The organism is Hoeflea sp. TYP-13 (genome assembly GCF_040932035.1).
Lineage (GTDB): Bacteria > Pseudomonadota > Alphaproteobacteria > Rhizobiales > Rhizobiaceae > Hoeflea_A.
Genome location: NZ_JBFRBB010000002.1, coordinates 1,209,609 through 1,226,927, shown reverse-complemented (window position 1 = coordinate 1,226,927; position 17,319 = coordinate 1,209,609). Strand labels below are relative to the sequence as shown.

General features: G+C 57.2%; 14 protein-coding genes and 1 riboswitch. Of the genes, 11 read left to right on the top strand and 3 right to left on the bottom strand.

Annotation, left to right across the window (positions count from 1 at the left end):
* Nucleotides 1-10: 10 nt before the first annotated feature.
* On the bottom strand, nt 11-1,039 hold the full coding sequence (gene bmt, locus ABVT35_RS15845; RefSeq protein ID WP_368467554.1) for a betaine--homocysteine S-methyltransferase: 1,029 nt from the start codon (nt 1,037-1,039) through the stop codon (nt 11-13).
* A gap of 154 nt (nt 1,040-1,193) precedes the next feature.
* On the bottom strand, nt 1,194-2,201 hold the full coding sequence (locus tag ABVT35_RS15840) for a glycine betaine ABC transporter substrate-binding protein (protein WP_368467553.1): 1,008 nt from the start codon (nt 2,199-2,201) through the stop codon (nt 1,194-1,196).
* A 278-nt stretch (nt 2,202-2,479) separates the two neighbouring features.
* Here ABVT35_RS15840 and ABVT35_RS15835 point away from each other — a divergent pair, with 278 nt between their 5' ends.
* Both ABVT35_RS15835 and fdhF read left to right on the top strand, forming a co-directional pair.
* Nucleotides 2,480-4,156, top strand: a complete 1,677-nt coding sequence (locus ABVT35_RS15835; RefSeq protein WP_368467552.1) for an NAD(P)H-dependent oxidoreductase subunit E — start codon at nt 2,480-2,482, stop codon at nt 4,154-4,156.
* Nucleotides 4,157-4,303: 147 nt separating this feature from the next.
* Nucleotides 4,304-7,093, top strand: coding sequence for a formate dehydrogenase subunit alpha (gene fdhF, locus ABVT35_RS15830; RefSeq protein ID WP_368467551.1), 2,790 nt, complete (start codon nt 4,304-4,306; stop codon nt 7,091-7,093).
* A gap of 31 nt (nt 7,094-7,124) precedes the next feature.
* Here fdhF and ABVT35_RS15825 read toward each other — a convergent pair whose 3' ends face one another.
* Nucleotides 7,125-7,736 (bottom strand): DUF922 domain-containing protein, encoded by a 612-nt coding sequence (locus ABVT35_RS15825; protein WP_368467550.1) that lies wholly within the window; start codon nt 7,734-7,736, stop codon nt 7,125-7,127.
* Nucleotides 7,737-8,005: 269 nt separating this feature from the next.
* On the opposite strand from ABVT35_RS15825, the gene ABVT35_RS15820 reads away from it, so the two are divergent.
* The 9 genes from ABVT35_RS15820 to cobW all read left to right on the top strand — a co-directional run bounded on the left by ABVT35_RS15820 (nt 8,006) and on the right by cobW (nt 17,314).
* Nucleotides 8,006-9,160 (top strand): isobutyryl-CoA dehydrogenase, encoded by a 1,155-nt coding sequence (locus ABVT35_RS15820; protein ID WP_368467902.1) that lies wholly within the window; start codon nt 8,006-8,008, stop codon nt 9,158-9,160.
* A 31-nt stretch (nt 9,161-9,191) separates the two neighbouring features.
* Nucleotides 9,192-10,079, top strand: a complete 888-nt coding sequence (gene mmsB, locus ABVT35_RS15815) for a 3-hydroxyisobutyrate dehydrogenase (RefSeq protein WP_368467549.1) — start codon at nt 9,192-9,194, stop codon at nt 10,077-10,079.
* Between the two features lie 390 nt (nt 10,080-10,469).
* Nucleotides 10,470-11,624 (top strand): alpha/beta hydrolase, encoded by a 1,155-nt coding sequence (locus ABVT35_RS15810; RefSeq protein WP_368467548.1) that lies wholly within the window; start codon nt 10,470-10,472, stop codon nt 11,622-11,624.
* A 97-nt stretch (nt 11,625-11,721) separates the two neighbouring features.
* A complete protein-coding gene (locus ABVT35_RS15805; protein ID WP_368467547.1) occupies nt 11,722-13,170 on the top strand; it encodes a cobyric acid synthase in 1,449 nt (482 codons plus the stop codon).
* Nucleotides 13,171-13,465: 295 nt separating this feature from the next.
* On the top strand, nt 13,466-14,251 hold the full coding sequence (locus tag ABVT35_RS15800; RefSeq protein ID WP_368467546.1) for a GGDEF domain-containing protein: 786 nt from the start codon (nt 13,466-13,468) through the stop codon (nt 14,249-14,251).
* A gap of 110 nt (nt 14,252-14,361) precedes the next feature.
* Nucleotides 14,362-14,709: riboswitch (cobalamin riboswitch) on the top strand.
* A gap of 47 nt (nt 14,710-14,756) precedes the next feature.
* Entirely contained in the window at nt 14,757-14,936 is a 180-nt protein-coding gene (locus ABVT35_RS15795) for a CbtB-domain containing protein (protein ID WP_368467545.1), read from the top strand.
* Between the two features lie 14 nt (nt 14,937-14,950).
* Nucleotides 14,951-15,706, top strand: a complete 756-nt coding sequence (locus ABVT35_RS15790) for a CbtA family protein (RefSeq protein ID WP_368467544.1) — start codon at nt 14,951-14,953, stop codon at nt 15,704-15,706.
* Nucleotides 15,706-16,230, top strand: a complete 525-nt coding sequence (cobU, locus tag ABVT35_RS15785) for a bifunctional adenosylcobinamide kinase/adenosylcobinamide-phosphate guanylyltransferase (protein WP_368467543.1) — start codon at nt 15,706-15,708, stop codon at nt 16,228-16,230. Before ABVT35_RS15790 ends, cobU begins: the two co-directional genes overlap by 1 nt.
* Before the next feature lie 7 nt (nt 16,231-16,237).
* Complete coding sequence (gene cobW / locus ABVT35_RS15780) at nt 16,238-17,314, top strand: cobalamin biosynthesis protein CobW (RefSeq protein WP_368467542.1); 1,077 nt, start codon at nt 16,238-16,240, stop codon at nt 17,312-17,314.
* The last annotated feature ends 5 nt before the right edge of the window (nt 17,315-17,319 follow it).

Below are 17,319 nucleotides of genomic sequence, written 5' to 3'. Positions count from 1 at the left end.
ATTTACGGAATCAGGCCCTTCTGCGGCCACGGCGCTCGCGCTTCGGTGCCGCCTCGCTGACATCGGCCGTCTTGTTGCGCATCGGACCGATTTTTTCGATAATTTCATCTACCGTTGGCCGGTGTGCCTTCTGATGCGTGTCGATGGCATCGCGCATGGCGCGCAAATGATCGCACGAGGTTCCACAGCAGCCACCGATAATCTGTGCTCCCGCATCAACCGCAAGACGTGCGTATTCAGCCATCAGGGGTGGGGTGCCGGAATAGTGAATTTCGGACCCGTGAAATTCGGGTATTCCGCAATTGCCCTTGACGATGATCGTTCCTTGCGGGTTTGCATCACTCATTTCGAGCAATGAGGCCAGAATGTCCGATGCGCCGACGCCGCAATTGGCGCCAACCGCGATCGGTGAACCGGCAATATCGTCGGTGACCTGGTGAATGTCCTTCGGATGCAGGCCCATCATGGTCTTTCCGGCGGTGTCGAACGAGCCGGTATAGGTGAAGGGCATTCCGCAATTGACGGCGGCTTCGGCAGCGGCGCGAATTTCTTCCGGAGCCGACATCGTTTCGATCCATGCGATTTCGGCGCCGCCGGCCTTCAGGCCCTTGATCTGCTCTTCAAAGGCGGCAACCGCGTCTTCGTAGGAAAGCGCTCCAAGCGGAATCAGCAGTTCGCCCGTCGGACCGACGGAACCTGCAACGATGATGCGCCGGTTGGCTTTGCCGGCGACATCCCTGGCGATTTCGGCTGCGCGCTTGTTGAGCTCATACACGCGATCTTCGGCGTGATGCAGTTTGAGGCGGTGACGCGTTCCGCCAAAACTGTTGGTCAAGATGATGTCTGCACCCGCATCGACGAAGTCCTGATGCAATTTGACGATCTTTTCCGGCGCTGTCTCGTTCCAAAGCTCCGGCGCTTCTCCGGCTTCCAGGCCCAGCGCGAACAGGTTTGTTCCGGTTGCGCCGTCGGCCAGCAGAACGCCTTTTTCGGCGATCAGTTCGGAGAGCGGATTTGTCGATCCGTTGGAAGAGGACATGGGAGTTTCCCTGTAATGACTGAATTGCGTAACGATATAAATATATCTTTATATCATGGCAATGATGAAAACGCATGCCATTTCGAACGGCACGTGGCAATTGCTCCAACGGAAACCTGAATTATAAAAGTTTGTGCCGTAAAACCGGGTGGAATCAAGAGTTTGCGAGATAGTTCTTAACTTTGACGGCCGCTTCCGGCGTGACCCACTTTTCCCAGATATCCTGATGGTTTTCGAGAAAGTAACGGGCGCCTTCTTCGCTTGTCGCATCGTTATCGACCATCCAGGCAAGCATGCTGTTGACCGTTATGTTGCCCCAGCCGCGGTTGGCCAGATAGTTATAGGCATTGCGACCGCGCTTTTGAAATGCGTCCGTGACGACGGTGTAGACCTCGGATTTGGGCCAAGCATTGGGCTTGGGGTGTTCGCAGTCGGGTTTCGACGTGCACCTGATCCATTCATCCTTGTCGTGCGGCACGCCGAAGCTCAGGCGAACCATGTTGTATTTTCCGAGCGTGGCGGTCGGTGCCCAATAATATCCGAGCCAGCCCTTGTTGTTTTCAAAGGCCTTTGACACCGAATCGTTGAGTTCGGCACTCGAATTGGTCCCAACGAGCGCAAATCCCTTTTTCTCGGCATCGAATGCCCTGAACAAATTGCTTGTTGAAATCCGGCAATTCCAACCGGACGGGCAATTGTAAATGGCGCCTTTTTCGCTGTCAGATGGATTGGGGAAAAGTTCCGGATGGGCGAGGGCATCGCTGACGGTCTTAATGTCCGGATAGGCTTCGGCAATATAGTTGGGAATCCACCAGCCTTCTACTCCGCCATCGGTCAGAGATTTTGCCGCGATGTGAAGCCGACCCTCCTTTACGGCAGCATCCACATCGGCGCGGAACGCGTTGATCCAAAGTTCCGGCGCAACATCCGGTTTGCCCTCCTTGTTCATGGTTGCGAAGGTCGTCATCGTGCCACCCGGCACCAGCGTGACGTCACAATCGTAACCATTTCCGAGGATGATTGAGTCGATATGTGCAAGCAGATCGGCCGATTGCCAGCCCATTTCCGCGATGGATACATTGCCGCATTCCGAAGCGGATGCCGCGCCGGCCATGAATAGGGTCCCTGCGGCAAACAGTGACGAAGCGATCAGCTTCTTCATCGAAATTACTCTCCTCAACACACACAGCGCAGTACTTGTTGCGATCTGCAATATCAACTGTAAGCCAACAGTTTGCCCATTTGAAGATGGTGCACGCGCATTGATACCGTCTCTGGCGGTCTGCGCCAAAAAGCCGAGCCGGGCCGGTTCAGGGCGGGAAAATAGGCTCATGCGACGCATGTTTGCCGCTTTCGGGCTGGCATTAAGCATCCAATGCAGTCTATATCCATTTTAAAAAGCGGGGCGATTACGTCCTGGAGTCACAGAAGGACACCGGTATGAATCAGCATGTCACGGCAAAGCGCCGGGATCGTGGGCCGAAAGGGCGGTCACTAGACGACGCGGCGCTTGTGGAAGTGCGCGGCCTTTTAGAGGGGCTGGAACTGCGTCGCGACCTGCTGATCGAATTCCTGCACAAAATTCAGGACACATACGGATGCCTGTCGGCGGCCCATATCCGTGCGCTGGCTGAACTGATGGCATTGCCGCAGGCTGAAATTTACGAAGTTGCTTCTTTCTACGATCACTTTGACGTCGTGCGCGAAGGCGAGAGTGTCCCCGCACCTTTGACAATCCGGGTGTGCGATTCCATATCCTGCATGATGGCCGGTTCGGAGGCGCTCATTTCGGCCCTGGAAAATGGTGCGGATCCTTCCCTGATGCGGGTTGTTCGTGCACCATGCATGGGGCGCTGCGATACAGCGCCTGCTGCGCGCGTTGGCGACCGTGAGGTGGACGATGCGACGTCCGACGGGATCCTGAAGCTCGCGAGCGAAGGCGGGTTCGACGCCGTCGTGCCCGAATATGTCAATCTCTATGCCTATCAGGAATATGGCGGCTACGGGCTTTACGAGAAGGTGCGCTCAGGCGAGATAACGACCGAGGCGCTTCTGGAGGCGCTGTCGGATGCCGGATTGCGCGGACTTGGAGGCGCCGGCTTCCCGGCTGGAAAGAAGTGGGGCTTTGTGCGTTCCTACAAGGGGCCGCGCCTGATGACGATCAATGGCGACGAGGGCGAACCGGGCACATTCAAGGACCGGTATCTTCTCGAAAGCGACCCGCACCGCACCCTTGAAGGAGCGCTGATTGCGGCCCATGCGGTCGAAGCCGAACGCATTTATTTTTACATGCGCGACGAGTATCCGGCGGTTCTGGAAATCCTGCGGGCCGAAATTGAGGCCCTGGAATCGGCTGAACTTATTGAGCCCGGCTACATCGAACTGCGCCGGGGTGCAGGCGCCTATATCTGCGGCGAAGAAAGCGCGATGATCGAGAGCATTGAGGGCAAGCGCGGTCTGCCACGCCATCGTCCGCCCTATATTGCCGAAGTCGGCCTGTTCGGAAAGCCGACACTGAACCACAATGTCGAAACGCTGTGGTGGATCCGCGATATTGTCGAAAACGGCGCACAGTGGTTTGCGGATCAGGGCAAGCCGGGCCATCCGGGGCCGCGATCCTGGTCGGTATCCGGCCGCGTCAAGGAGCCGGGCGTGAAGTTGGCTCCGGCCGGTATAACCATTCGCGAACTGATCGACGATTACTGCGGCGGTATGGAAGACGGCCATACATTCAAGGCATACCTGCCGGGCGGAGCCTCCGGCGGAATTCTGCCTGCGCATCTGGACCAGGTTCCGCTGGATTTTGGTGGTGAACTGGCTGATCTTGGCGCATTTGTCGGCTCCCATGCCGTGGTGGTACTCTCCGACAAGGACAGCGTGAAAGAAGCGACTCTCAATCTGCTGAGGTTTTTCATGCACGAGAGTTGCGGACAATGCACGCCCTGCCGCGGGGGAACCGAAAAGATGGTTGCCCTCCTGGAGCGCGATGGTCCTCTGGACGAAGAGGCGATACGCGATCTGGAAGCGGTCATGCGCGATGCATCGATCTGCGGCCTTGGACAGGCTGCGCCCAATCCGGTCAATCACCTGCTGACCTATTTCAAGGATGAGCTGTGATTCCGAAGGGCAAACGTTGCACGCGGCGCCGTCGGTGCGCGGCAGACAGCGGCTTGTCGAATGTTCCAACCGGGACAAATAGAGGAGTTGTCCGGGTTTGTTTTCAATAGAGCTGAAGGGCTCGATGATTGCTGGGGTTGCATATAGATGACTGACATTACTTTCAGCCTTGACGGTAAAACCGTAACGGCTTTGGAGGAGGAGAGTATTTGGGATGTGGCAAAGCGTGAAGGCACGCGCATTCCGCATCTGTGCCACCTCGACAAACCGGGATACCGCGCTGACGGCAATTGCCGCGCCTGCATGGTGGATGTTGAGGGTGAGCGTACGCTTGCAGCATCGTGCGTGCGCAAACCGACCGAAGGCATGGTCGTGCGCACCGACACGGAACGCGCCGAAAAATCGCGCGAGATGGTTTTTGAACTGCTCGCCAGCGACATGCGCCCGCAGGACGACAGCCCGGATAACCAGTCGGCATTTTGGGAATGGGCCGGCACAATGGGAATTTCCGGATCGGAGCGTTTCCCGTCAAAATTTGAAGATGGCGGTATCGACAAGGGCTTTGACGTCACCAATCCGGCGATTGCCGTCAATCTGGACGCCTGCATAACCTGCGGTGCCTGTGTTCGTGCCTGCCGGGAAGTTCAGGTGAACGATGTTATCGGCATGGCAGGACGCGGCAACCACTCTGTGCCTGTATTCGACATTCACGATCCCATGGGGCTGTCCACATGCGTGAGCTGCGGCGAATGCGTCCAAGCCTGCCCCACGGGTGCGCTTTTCGAAAAATCGCTGATGGATGAAAGCAACACCAAACGTGAGGTTCAGTCCTTTGACCGGATCGTCGACAGCGTGTGCCCGTTTTGCGGTGTGGGTTGTCAAACGAGCGTTGCGGTCAAGGACAACAAGATCGTTCAGGTCGACGGACGCAACGGTCCGGCCAACGAAAACCGCCTGTGTGTCAAGGGCCGGTTCGGTTTTGACTATGTCAACTCACCGGAGCGGCTGACAAAACCGCTCATCCGCCGTGACGATGCGCCCAAGGCCGGTGATATCGACATGCGCGGCGTCGATCCGCTGACCGTCTTCCGCGAAGCCTCTTGGGAAGAGGCGATGGAAAGGGCTGCATCAGGCCTCAAGACAATTCTCGACCGTGATGGTGGCAAGGCGCTGGCCGGCTTCGGTTCGGCCAAAGGCTCGAACGAGGAAGCTTATCTGTTCCAGAAGCTGATCCGTGAAGGTTTTGGAACGAACAATGTCGACCATTGCACGCGGCTTTGCCATGCGTCATCTGTCGCCGCGCTGATCGAAGGCGTCGGCTCGGGCGCGGTTTCCGCGCCGTTTACCGACGCCATGAAGTCAGATTGCATCATCGTCATCGGTGCGCGCCCAGCGCAGAACCATCCCGTGGCCGCGACTTATTTCAAACAGGCCGTCAAACAGGGCAAGCAGCTGATCGTCATGGATCCGCGGCGCCAGGGACTGATGCGCTATGCCACCCATCCGTTGCAGTTCAAGCCGGGCAGTGACGTTGCGATGCTCAATGCAATCCTCAACGTGATCGTCACGGAAAACCTCTATGATCAGCAGTATATCCAGGCCAATGTTTCCGGCTTCGAAGCGCTGAAGGAAAAGGTCAAGGATTTCACTCCGGAAGAAATGGCCGAGGTCTGCGGTGTCGACGCCGAAATGCTGCGCACGGTTGCGCGCGTTTACGCCAAGTCCGAGCGTTCCATCATCTTCTGGGGCATGGGCGTATCGCAGCATACGCACGGCACTGACAACGCACGCTGCCTGATCGCCATGGCGCTGACCACCGGTCAGGTGGGCCGCGAAGGGACGGGACTGCACCCGCTACGCGGCCAGAACAATGTGCAGGGCGCATCTGACGCCGGCCTCATCCCGATGTTTTTCCCGGATTACCGGTCCGTAGAAAATCCTGACATCAGGGGCGGCTTTGAAGATCTTTGGGGCCGATCGCTCGATCCGGTCAAGGGCTTGACGGTCGTTGAGATTGTCGATGCCATACATGATGACGTGATCAAGGGCATGTACATTATGGGTGAAAACCCGGCCATGTCCGATCCTGATCAGATCCATGCCCGTGCCGCGCTGGCGAAACTGGAGCATCTCGTCGTTCAGGATATCTTTCTGACCGAGACGGCGTGGCATGCCGATGTGATCTTCCCGGCATCGGCTCATGCGGAAAAACTTGGAACATTCACCAACACCAACCGGCAGGTTCAAATCGGCCGGCCGGCTATTGATCCGCCAGGCGAAGCGCGCCAGGACTGGGAGTTGATCGTCGACTTGGCGAATGGTGTCGGGCTGGACTGGGACTACCCGCTGCTTTCCGATGTTTACGAGGAAATGGCATCGGTCATGCCGTCGCTGACAAACATTTCGTGGGAACGGATCGAGCGGGAGGATGCGGTTACCTATCCGGCCGATGCACCGGATAAACCGGGTAACGAGGTCATCTTTGTTCACGGCTTCCCGACCCCGGATGGCCGCGGCAAAATCGTGCCGGCAGACCTTTTGCCGCCTGACGAGGTGCCGGACGAACAGTTCCCGCTGGTGCTGACCACCGGTCGCCTGCTTGAGCATTGGCACACCGGTGCCATGACACGCCGTTCCGTTGTTCTCGATGAGCTCGAGCCTCAGGGAATTGCGGCAATGAATCCGTATGAAATCGAGCGTCAGGGCCTGGAGCCGGGGCAAATGGTTGCGGTGGAGACCCGAAGGGGAACGGTGGAAGCTGTGCTTCGGTCCGACCGGGAGGTTGCCGACGGAATGATCTTCATGCCGTTCTGCTTCAACGAAAGCCCGGCCAACCGGTTGACCAATCCGCAGCTCGATCCCTATGGGAAAATTCCGGAATTCAAATATTGCGCGGCAAAAATCGAGGCTTTGTCCTCGGTCGAAGCTGCCGAATAAACACCGGATACAGGTTGGGGAGGATGGTGGGTTAACCCGCCAGCCCAAGGGAACGCAGCCGTCTTTCGATGGCTGTGCGCTCGGCGGCATCAAAACCGCGTTGTTCGTTGTTGTGTTTCTCGAACATTGACTTGAACAGCGCCCTGGCCTTGACCATCAGTTGACGGCAGCTCTCCTGCGGGGGAACCTTTGTCAGCGCCTCTTCGATCTTCCTGGCATGTTTTTGCGAAATTTCAACATGTTGCTGCTCATGCCAAACCACATGTTCGCTTAGTCTCTCGAATGCGGATCGGGTTTTGCCGTCAGCCTTGTTCAATTCAGACCACCGCGGCAACGTGACCTTCAGGTCCAGCCCGACCTCCGCATGTTCAATTCTGCACTTTCCGTTCTCGCGCCGCGTTCTCACCTTCGGCGTCATGCGGGTTTCGGTGGTGCCGATGGCGTGGCCGTTTTGCGGGCCGCGTCGGGCTATCTGTTCGTTTATCTGCTCAACTGTAGTGCCCGGAACCTTGTAATAAACCGTGGTCAGGCCGGAATTTGAGGTGGTGCAGGCTGTCAGCGTAAAAAGCCCCAAAACCGCCGCAAGCATCCCCCTTGCACCGGAAGCGCAGAGAACGGCATTTTGCATTTGGTTCTGACGCATGGAACAAGCACCCTCCCGATGTCATGTTCGGTTACCCTTGCTGCAAGTTTGCGGAAAAATCATGTCGGGTACAATATGCCAAATGCGGAAATTAGTCGCGAAATACGACTTATGATCAATTTTGGCGCTGTGGCCTTTACCAAACCGCGCAAAAATGGTTCATGGAAATGAACGGTCGTTTGTTTGATTTTGGCGACCCGAAAGCGGAGGCAACCGATAGAATCGGGAGTGGTTGCCCGGTAGCTTCAGGGAGAATTGTGATGGATGGGATAGTCGATGCTCAGCAGGAACGTTTTGGTCTGACGGAAGAACAGCGGGCGATACAGGAGATGGTGAGCGCTTTCGCGGCTGACCGGGTTGCTCCGAATGCAATCGAATGGGACCAGAAGAAACACTTTCCGGTGGATGTCATACGAGAAACGGCGCCGCTTGGCCTCGGCGGCATCTACGTCGGTGACGACGTCGGCGGATCCGCCCTTGGCCGCCTCGATGCCGTGGTGATTTTTGAAGCGCTGGCGCAGGCCTGCCCGGCATTTTCCAGTTTCATCTCCATCCACAACATGGCCGCCTGGATGATCGATGAATTCGGGTCGCAAGAATTGCGCGAGCGGTTTCTGCCCGGCATCACCTCGATGGAGCAGATAGCCAGCTACTGCCTGACGGAACCCGGCTCGGGATCGGACGCCGTGGCGCTCAAGACACGGGCCGTGCGTGATGGTGACAGCTATGTGGTAAACGGCTCGAAACAGTTCATTTCGGGCGCTGGAATGAACGACATCTATGTCACGATGGTCAGGACAGGCGAGGAGGGGGCCTCCGGCGTATCAGCGCTTGTTATTCCAAAGGATACGCCCGGCATTTCATTTGGCGCGCAGGAAGCCAAGATGGGCTGGCACATTCAGCCCACCGCCCAGGTGAATTTCGACAATTGCCGTGTGCCTGCCGAAAACTGCATCAATCATGAAGGCATGGGCTTCAAGATAGCAATGGCGGGCCTCGACGGTGGCCGTCTTAACATTGCAGCGTGCTCCTTGGGTGGTGCGCAATCTGCTTTCGACAAGGCTGTTGCCTATACATCCGAACGCAAGGCCTTCGGCAAGACGATCAATCAGTTCCAGGGTCTGCAGTTCAAGATGGCCGATATGGCAACGGAACTGGAGGCTTCGCGACTGCTTCTATACGCCGCCGCCAACAAGCTGGATCAGAAGGCCTTTGACGCAAGCAAATGGTCGGCCATGGCTAAACGCTATGTGACCGATGCCGGTTTCGATATTGCCAATGATGCGCTGCAGCTGTTTGGCGGCTACGGCTATCTTGCCGACTATGGCGTTGAAAAGCTGGTCCGCGATTTGCGTGTGCACCAGATTCTTGAAGGAACCAACGAGATCATGCGGGTCATCATCGCCCGCAATCTGACGCAATAGGCGACTGAGCGTCACGGGACGGGAGTTATTCATGACAAACATTGCGTTTATCGGTCTTGGTAATATGGGCAACCCGATGGCCGCCAATCTGGTCAAGGCCGGCCTCAAGGTTACCGGTTTCGATCTCGTGGAAGCCAACCTGGATCAGGCGAGGTCCAATGGGCTCGGTATCTCCGATTCGGCTGCTGATGCTGTTCGCAATGCCAAGGTGGTTATTACCATGCTGCCCGCGGGCAGGCATGTTCTTGCAGTCTATGACGACGTTTTGGGGGCGGCGGAACCCGGAACGCTTTTCATCGATTCTTCCACTATCGATGTGGACAGCGCACGGCGCGCGCATGAAATGGCTGCCGAAAAGGGCATGCTGTCCATCGATGCCCCGGTATCGGGTGGTGTTGGCGGCGCTGAAGCCGGCACGCTGACGTTCATGGCGGGTGGTTCGTCCGAAGCCTTTGCCTTGGCTGAGCCGATCCTCGACCCGATGGCCGGACGTATCGTGCATTGCGGTGACGACGGCGCCGGACAGGCGGCCAAGATCTGCAACAACATGATCCTTGGAATTTCGATGATCGGCGTCGGAGAGGCGTTTGTGCTGGCCGAGAAGCTGGGCCTGTCGCACCAGGCGTTGTTTGACGTTGCATCGACATCGTCGGGCCAATGCTGGTCGATCAACACTTACTGTCCGGTTCCGGGGCCGGTCCCGACTTCGCCGGCAAACAACGACTATAAGCCGGGTTTTGCCGCGGCGCTGATGCTGAAGGACCTGAAACTTGCACAGGAAGCGGCGCAGAGTGCCGGTGCCGTCACCCCGCTTGGCGCCAGCGCAATGCAGCTTTATGCGCTCTTCAATGCGGTGGGTGAAGAAAACACCGATTTTTCGGGCATCATCAATTTCCTGCGCGGGCAGGTAAAAGACTGAAATAAAAGTGCAGAATTTAGGTTTGATTAAGGTCTCACTAACTGTCCGGTAACACTATTCCCCTAGAACGGAAGGGCGGCGGGAATACCGCCGTCCGCTCCGGATCAGGTACTGCGTACCGGGGTGCCAGCGATCTTCGCGCGTATTGGCGAAGCGGTCATGAGTATGATGGCCACACCGCGCCCAGGGTCTCCTGTCGCGCGGTTGTCGCGTAACAGGCGATACCTGTTTTCACACTCAACTGTAGTCTAACAGTCTGCCCGGCGGTTGGCCTTGCCGGCTGACAAACAGTTCCTTTCCAAACATTACAAAATATTATTACTCGCGGCGGTTTGATTACTTTAGGTTCGATTGCTGGGGGCGAGAATAGTCTGTACGCGAGGGGATTACGTGACAGGATCATTCTCGACCGGCTCGAACCGCCGGCACATTGCTATATTGAAAACCATTTCAACAGTTGGTGTTGTTTTTGCGCTGACGGCATGCTCGACGTCGAAATGGGACGTTCCCTTGGTTCCTGCCGACACTGTGGTCGCAGATATTGAACGTGTTTTCGTTGCCACAATGCGCGCACCGACGGGCAAAGACGACATGCGTTTTTCCGGAGAAAGGAGCGAGCGGCTGAATTTTTCCGAAATCGCCGTTTCTGTTCCCAAGGACAGGAAAGTCGGGAAGATCGTAGGTCCGGAGGAAAAACCTGATCCGTCGAAGGAATTTGCAGCGGTGCAAATCAAATCGGTCGACGATGAGACTGCCTTCGTCGAAGCGATAAATGCAGAGATGGCTGGTCGCCCACAGGAAGAGCGTGTCGCCTTCGTCTTTGTGCATGGTTACAACACGAAGTTTGGTGAAAGCGTTTACCGGCATGCGCAATTGCGCCGGGATTACAATGTTCGAGCCTTGCCCGTCAGCTATTCCTGGCCCTCGGCCGGCAAGCTTGAGGGTTATCTCTATGATCGTGACAGCGTTCAGTTTGCCCGTGACGGATTGCTTCAGACGCTTGAGTTGTTAAGGCGGTCACGCGCCAGAAAGACCTTTGTCGTAGCGCACTCCATGGGCTCCCTGCTGGTCATGGAAACCCTTAGACAGGCCAGCCTGAGCGGTAATCAGAGATTATTGCGATCGGTCAACGCCGTGGTTCTGGCAGCGCCTGACATTGATGAGCAGGTGTTCGTGAAACAGGTGGAAATGATCAAACCGTTGCCTCGTCCTTTCGTTATGTTTGTCTCGTCAAAGGACCAGGCCCTTCAGGCTTCGCGAATTGCCAGGCGGGGAAATCCGCGGGTGGGCGAGGGCAAGGATATTGCGACATGGCAGTCGCTTGGCATCACCGTCGTCGATCTTTCCGGAATTACAGATGGTGGATTGATGAAACATGGCGTTTTCGCGAGTTCACCGTCACTGATAAGGGTCATTCAGGATGAGGGGTTGAACTTTGCGATGCTGGGGCAGAAAACCGCAGCAGAAGAGGTTGAGAGGCAGCCCGGGCGGCGTGAGCGTACAAGATTTGCCGATAATGTCGTCCACTTTCCTACTGACGAATAGGCCCACGGAGCGGCGCACGCTATCGCTTCGGTGTTAAGCCTCATACAGGCAGATTTATTGGCTTTGCAGCACCGGTTTACAGTGATAGCAATCGGCCATGACAAAGGCGATCATGCTTCAGGGTACCGGGTCGGATGTCGGCAAGACCGTGCTGGTGGCCGGGCTTTGCCGGCTGGCCGCCAATCGCGGCCTGAAGGTGCGCCCGTTCAAACCGCAGAACATGTCGAACAATGCGGCTGTTGCGGATGATGGCGGTGAAATAGGCAGGGCGCAGTGGCTTCAGGCTATGGCCTGCCGTGTTGAACCCTCTGTTCATATGAACCCGGTTCTGCTCAAGCCGCAATCCAATTCCGGATCGCAGATCGTGGTTCAGGGCAAGGTTTGGGGTCAGGCCGGCGGGCGCGATTATCAGGGTCTGAAAAGCAAGCTTCTGTCAGCGGTGATGGAAAGCTGGCAAACGGTCAACGGCGATGCCGATTTGGTCATCGTAGAGGGGGCCGGCTCGCCTGCGGAAATCAACTTGCGCGCCAATGACATTGCCAATATGGGCTTTGCGACGGCGGCTAATGTGCCGGTTGTTCTCGTGGGTGATATCGACCGCGGCGGCGTCATCGCCTCGCTGGTAGGCACGCATAAGATCCTGCCGAAGGAAGACCGGCAAATGATTGTCGGCTATCTTATCAACAAGTTTCGTGGCGATGTATCGCTTTTTGACGACGGTATCGCGCAGATCGAGCGCTTCACCGGTTGGCCTTGCTTCGGTGTCATCCCGTGGCTCGCCGACGCCGGCCGGTTGCCGGCGGAGGATTCCGTTGTGCTTGAGCGTATGGCGCGCGGCGAAGGCAAGGCGCTGAAGGTGGCCGTTCCCGTTCTCGACCGCATTGCCAACTTCGACGACCTTGATCCTCTTGCAGCGGAAAAGGACGTGGAAATCGTCATGGTGCGTCCGGGTGACAGGCTTCCGCAGGATGCCGGTCTGGTCGTCGTTCCGGGGTCAAAATCCACCATCTCAGATCTTGTCGCGTTCAGGCAGCAGGGCTGGGACCGGGAATTGGAACAGCATGTTCGCCGAGGTGGCCGCGTTATCGGCATATGTGGCGGCTTTCAGATGCTCGGTAGCAAGGTCAGCGATCCGGACGCCATCGAAGGTGATGTGACCGAAATCGACGGCCTGGGGTTGCTGGACGTCGAAACAATCATGGAACCGGCGAAGACCGTGCGCAATTCCAAGGCATGGAGCGTGCCTTACGACGTTGCGCTGTCCGGCTACGAAATTCATCTCGGGCGCACACAAGGGCCAGATTGCGCCCGGCCGTTCTGCAGGATCAACGATCATGCCGATGGGGCAATGTCCAAGGATGGCCGTGTGGCAGGTACTTATCTCCACGGATTGTTCGAAGACGACGCGTTTCGCCGGCTTTATCTGTCCGACCTTGGTGTTAGCGGCGGCGACGTCAACTACCGCGCTGAAGTGGACAGCGCACTCGACCGGATCGCGGCACAGTTGGATGGTCTGATAAGTCCTGATTTCCCCGGATTCGGCTAATTTTCCGGGCCTGTCATTAACTCGCCGCTAACCGTGTTTCCTAAACTGGTGTTGGTGTTTTCACGCTAATGTGTAGGTAGTTTATTCGGCCAAAATGAAATTGGCCAAATCCATGCTTACTTAAAGCCTGGATCGCCTGAACCGTGTAAACGGCAGCAGGCAGGCGAATGAATATTGCTCTGCCCTTGGGCCGGGTTTCGCTGATGCACAGGTGTGGATGCGCGATTCCGACCATAGGCAGCTACGGTGCCGATGTTCCGGCATTGTTTTGGCAACGCTTGTGTAGGAGGCCGCGGTGATATACCCGGATTTGACGTTTTCCGGCGTCTTAAAAAGCAGAATGCGCCCGATCGTTGCGCGATCGCTGCTGCTGTTTGTGGCTATTATCCTGTTCTCCCAGGGCGTGAATGCCTATTTCAATGCCGATCTGACGGGTGCGGAACGCATAGCCAATATCATTTTGTGCCTGAAGATTACGTCGATCGTCGCCGTGCCGTTCATACTCTACGTGGTCCTGCTTCAGGCGCGTGCGGATGTGGCGGCAGATTATTTCCGGCTTCTATCCCGGACCGACCATCTTACCGGTCTGCTCAACAGACGTGCGTTCCTCGATTTGCTGAAAAGCAGAAAAAACCGCGAAGACAAGCAGCAAAGAGACAGCAGTGCGCTTCTTGTCATCGACCTTGATCATTTCAAGCAGGTCAACGACAAGTATGGGCATGATGCCGGGGACGCCATATTGCAGCAGGTTGCCGATCTTTTCCGCATCAATCTGCGTGCCGACGATGTTGTTGCGCGCTTTGGCGGCGAGGAGTTCGCGGTGGCGCTCAATCGAGGCACCGCGCGTGAAACGTGGCAAGTCGCTCAGCGGCTGCGTCATGCGGTCGAACGCAACGTCTTTCTCTTCGGTACACATGAAATCAGGCTGACGATCAGCATAGGTCTTGTCAGGTACTGCAATGGCCAGAAACTCGAAACCGCTTTGCGCCAGGCCGATCTGCTCACCTACAAGTCGAAAAAGGACGGTCGCAACCGGATCAGTTTCCCGCAAGAGCAGTTCAATTTGCCGACGGCCGCATAATCTCCATCACCATCCAATCGGTCCATGCAGGCAGCCGCCACGACCCGGGCGTTCGTTTTGGAAACGTCATGTGACGCTTTCACGATTGACAGCGCCTTGCGTCAGGGCCTATCAATCAGGCTACGAATGGTCCGACCAAGGCAAAGCCTTTAGGATCAAATGGGAATGCGACGGGTGGACCCAAATCGGGCGCTTTAATCGCAGCCGACCCCGCGACTGTAGAGCGGATAGGCGACCCCAACCGCCGGACTGCGAGCTTTCGTTCAAAAGAAGAAAGCGTGGCTCCGGTGGAAAGCCACTGAAGTGGCGGTGCAATGAACCGGGCTGGACGCCTCTAGAAATCTGCGAATCGTCCGCCTTTGTACCGCAACACTTTGGGAAGGTGAGGGGAAGTCGGACGGGCCGTCAGGCCGGTCGATCCGCGAGCCAGGAAACCTGCCATTCGTAAAGGGCGATTATGCCCGCACTGCAATGGGATGTTCCCGGGCCAGACACGGAGGTTGCTATGGCTGTACAATCACTTTCTTCTGCCGTTTCACTGAGCGGCACGCAACGCATGACGATCGCGCTTTCGGCGCTGTTGCTCGGCGTATTTCTCGTCTATGGAGCCGGGCTGGCCAATTCGGCCGTGCTGCACGACACTGCGCACGATACCCGTCACTCCTATGGCTTTCCCTGCCACTAGGGAATTGAAGCGACATGATTATCCGTTTTTTGCTTGCCGCGATCGTGGCAGGCCTGCTTTCCGGTGTGCTGATGACAGGCGCGCAGGAGCTCAAAGTCACACCGCTTATCCTGCACGCGGAACAATATGAAAACACCGGCGGCGAAACCGAGCACAGCACGGTCGCGCCGCTACCGGGGTTTTATTTGCTGGCGGAGCAGTTCAGCCCTGTAGCGGCAGCATACGCTCACGGAGATGAGGCGCATGGCGACGAAGGGGAGACCGGCGGGATTCTGTTCGGCCTCGACCGGTTCGGCGGCACGCTGATGGCCAATCTGGTTACCGGGGCAGGCTTCGGCCTGATTCTTCTGGCGGCCAGCCTCTTGACCGGTATGGAAATCACCTTGCGGAACGGCGTTCTTTGGGGCGCGGCCGGATGGCTTGCATTCCAGTTCTTCCCGGCAATCGGTCTGCCGCCCGAACTGCCCGGATTTCCGGCAGCAGACCTATTGGAGCGTCAAAGCTGGTGGCTGGCGACCGTGGTCCTGTCAGCGATTGGTCTCTATTTCCTGGTGCTGCGCGATGCTGCCTGGGCAAAGGCTCTGGGTGTCGTCCTGCTGGCCGCGCCGCATCTTTACGGCGCTCCGCAGCCGACCGACATCACAAGTGATGTTCCGGCATTGCTCGGTGCGGAATTTGCCGTAGCGGCCTTGGCGACGACGGCCTTCTTCTGGGTTGTTCTCGGGATGTTGCTTGGCGGCGCGATGGAACGGTACGGGCGCACGCAGTAATGAGCCTCAATCGCTCCGGCACGACGTTTGTCCTCGGCGGTGCCCGCTCGGGTAAATCGGCTCATGCGGAGCGGTTGATCATCGATTCCGGCCTGGAGGCTGTCTATGTCGCCACGGGCCGGTCATTCGATCAGGAAATGGACGAACGTATCCGGCAACACAAACAGCGCCGCGGCGGTTCATGGCGGACCATCGAAGAGCCGCTGGCGCTTGTCGATGTGTTGCAGGAACAGTCCGGAGAAGATCGGGCCGTTTTGGTGGATTGCCTGACGCTTTGGGTTACGAACCTGATGATGGAAGAACGGGATGTAGATGCGGAGGCATTGCAACTGGCCGATTGCCTTGGCGGTCTTGGTGGTGCGATCGTCTTGGTTTCAAACGAGGTGGGCCTTGGCATCGTGCCGGAAAACAGGATGGCGCGCGAATTTCGTGATCATGCCGGAAGGCTGCATCAGATGATCGCTGAAAAGGCGGATGAAGTTTACCTTATAGCGGCCGGATTGCCGCTGAAAATGAAGGGTTGAGAATACCATGCAGGGACAGAAAATTCCCGCGACGGTCATCACCGGTTTCCTGGGAGCCGGAAAAACCACAATGATCCGCAACCTCCTGAGCGAGGCGGCCGGGCGAAAAATTGCGCTCATCGTCAATGAGTTTGGCGATCTCGGCGTCGATGGCGAGGTGCTGAAGGGCTGCGGCGCGGAAAACTGCACCGAGGACGATATTGTCGAGCTGACAAATGGCTGCATTTGCTGCACCGTTGCCGATGATTTCATTCCGACGATGGAAAAACTGCTGGAACGCGACGAGCGTCCCGATCACATCGTTATCGAAACCTCGGGCCTGGCATTGCCACAGCCGCTCGTTGCCGCCTTCAATTGGCCGGGCATCAAGACCCAAGTCACCGTTGACGGTGTGATCACGGTTGTCGACAGCGCGGCCGTTGCCGGTGGCCGGTTTGCGGACGATCACGACAGGCTGGACGCACAGCGGAAGGCTGACGATGCGCTCGATCATGAAAGTCCTCTGGAAGAGCTGTTCGAAGATCAGCTGACCGCCGCCGACCTCATCATTCTCAACAAGGCTGATCTAGTCGATGCGGAAGGACTTGAGGCCGTGCGGGCGGATGTGACCGGCCGGTCGCGACGCAGTCCTGCCGTGGTGACATCGCACCAGGGGCAGGTGCCGTCAAAGGTGCTGCTGGGTCTCGGCATGGAAACGGAAAACGACATCAATAACCGCAAGTCCCATCACGAGATTGAACACGAAGCCGCCCATGAGGCCGGCGAAGACCATCATCACGATCACGATGAATTCGAGAGCTTTGTCGTCGAGACCGGCGAGATTGCCGATCAGGATTCCTTTATCGAGTCTCTCAAGAGCATCATTGCTGGCCATGATATCCTGCGTCTGAAGGGTTTTGCGCATATTCCCGGTAAGCCGATGCGTCTTGTGGTGCAAGGGGTTGGCGCGCGGATAGACAGCTATTTCGATCGCCCATGGTCACCGGGTGAACAGCCCGGAACGCGGCTTGTCGTTATCGGTCTGCATGACATCGACCAGGCAGAAATTGCCGAGGCGATCCGTCAGGCCGCTCAAAAAGGCTAACCGAA

What these genes read in the sequence shown, in the direction of transcription:
- bmt (WP_368467554.1), bottom strand. Translation starts at nt 1,039, where the DNA reads ATGTCCTCTTCCAACGGATCGACAAATCCGCTCTCCGAACTGATCGCC.
- ABVT35_RS15840 (WP_368467553.1), bottom strand. Translation starts at nt 2,201, where the DNA reads ATGAAGAAGCTGATCGCTTCGTCACTGTTTGCCGCAGGGACCCTATTC.
- ABVT35_RS15835 (WP_368467552.1), top strand. Translation starts at nt 2,480, where the DNA reads ATGAATCAGCATGTCACGGCAAAGCGCCGGGATCGTGGGCCGAAAGGG.
- fdhF (WP_368467551.1), top strand. Translation starts at nt 4,304, where the DNA reads ATGACTGACATTACTTTCAGCCTTGACGGTAAAACCGTAACGGCTTTG.
- ABVT35_RS15825 (WP_368467550.1), bottom strand. Translation starts at nt 7,736, where the DNA reads ATGCGTCAGAACCAAATGCAAAATGCCGTTCTCTGCGCTTCCGGTGCA.
- mmsB (WP_368467549.1), top strand. Translation starts at nt 9,192, where the DNA reads ATGACAAACATTGCGTTTATCGGTCTTGGTAATATGGGCAACCCGATG.
- ABVT35_RS15805 (WP_368467547.1), top strand. Translation starts at nt 11,722, where the DNA reads ATGACAAAGGCGATCATGCTTCAGGGTACCGGGTCGGATGTCGGCAAG.
- ABVT35_RS15795 (WP_368467545.1), top strand. Translation starts at nt 14,757, where the DNA reads ATGGCTGTACAATCACTTTCTTCTGCCGTTTCACTGAGCGGCACGCAA.
- ABVT35_RS15790 (WP_368467544.1), top strand. Translation starts at nt 14,951, where the DNA reads ATGATTATCCGTTTTTTGCTTGCCGCGATCGTGGCAGGCCTGCTTTCC.
- cobU (WP_368467543.1), top strand. Translation starts at nt 15,706, where the DNA reads ATGAGCCTCAATCGCTCCGGCACGACGTTTGTCCTCGGCGGTGCCCGC.
- cobW (WP_368467542.1), top strand. Translation starts at nt 16,238, where the DNA reads ATGCAGGGACAGAAAATTCCCGCGACGGTCATCACCGGTTTCCTGGGA.